This window comes from Modicisalibacter sp., from assembly GCF_055145905.1.
In genome coordinates, this window is record NZ_JBSREH010000008.1 from 1 (window position 1) to 1,215 (window position 1,215).

The 1,215-nt window shown below is 68.4% G+C and carries 1 protein-coding gene; it reads right to left on the reverse strand.

The window, feature by feature from the left end:
- Nucleotides 1-180: 180 nt before the first annotated feature.
- A partial coding sequence (locus ACTCB7_RS04290) for a malate synthase G (protein WP_463005674.1) occupies nucleotides 181-1,215 on the reverse strand: 1,035 nt, incomplete at its 5' end.

Genomic DNA, 1,215 nt, shown 5'->3' on the forward strand with positions numbered 1-1,215 from the left:
AACGACACCGCCCCCTGCCGTTCATGGCAGGGGGCGGTGATATAGCAGCACCGGTGTCAAGGCGTCGCGGGGGCGCTGTGAACCCTTCCATGGGCGCTACTTTTGCCATCCCTGGCAAAAGCCCCCCGCTGTGCCTTGTCGCCGGTGCCTATCGTTGGCCGGCGGTGCCGGCAGGCGGGATCAGTGCGCCTTGGCCTTGTCCACCGCGCGCCAGTGATGCAGCAGCGGCTCGGTGTAGCCCGCCGGCTGCTCGCGGCCCTTGAAGATCAGGTCCGAGGCGGCCTGGAAGGCGCTGGAGTCGGCGAGATGCGCGGTCATCGGCGTGTAGCTCGGATCCCCGGCGTTCTGGTCGTCGACGACTTTCGCCATGCGCTCCAGCGTCTCGCGGACCTGGGCCTCGCTGACGATGCCGTGATACAGCCAGTTGGCGATGTGCTGGCTGGAGATGCGCAGCGTGGCGCGGTCTTCCATCAGCCCCACGTCGTGGATGTCGGGGACCTTGGAGCAGCCCACGCCGTGCTCGACCCAGCGCACCACGTAGCCGAGGATGCCCTGGCAGTTGTTGTCGAGCTCCTGCTGGATGGCCTCGGCTGTCCAGTCGGGGGACTCGACCACCGGCACGGTGAGCAGGTCGTCGAGGTAGTCGGTGGCCGGGCGCGACTCGAGCTCCTGCTGGACGGCGGCGACGTCGACCTGATGGTAGTGCAGGGCGTGGAGCACCGCGGCGGTGGGCGAGGGCACCCAGGCGGTGTTGGCGCCGGCCTTCGGGTGGCCGATCTTCTGCTCGAGCATGGCGGCCATCAGGTCGGGCATCGCCCACATGCCCTTGCCGATCTGGGCGCGGCCGCGCAGGCCACACTGCAGGCCGACCTGGACGTTGTTGGCCTCGTAGGCCTGGATCCAGGGGGCGCTCTTCATGTCGCCCTTGCGGCGCATCGGCCCGGCTTCCATGGCGGTGTGCATCTCGTCGCCGGTGCGGTCGAGGAAGCCGGTGTTGATGAACACCACCCGCGAGGCGGCCTCGGCAATGCAGGCCTTGAGGTTGACGCTGGTGCGGCGCTCCTCGTCCATGATGCCCATCTTGAGGGTGTCGCGGGGAAGGCCCAGCACGTCCTCGATGCGCGTGAACAGGGTGTTGGCGAAGGCGACTTCCTTGGGGCCGTGCATCTTGGGCTTGACGATGTACACCGAGCCGGTGCGGCTGTTGCGCGGCTG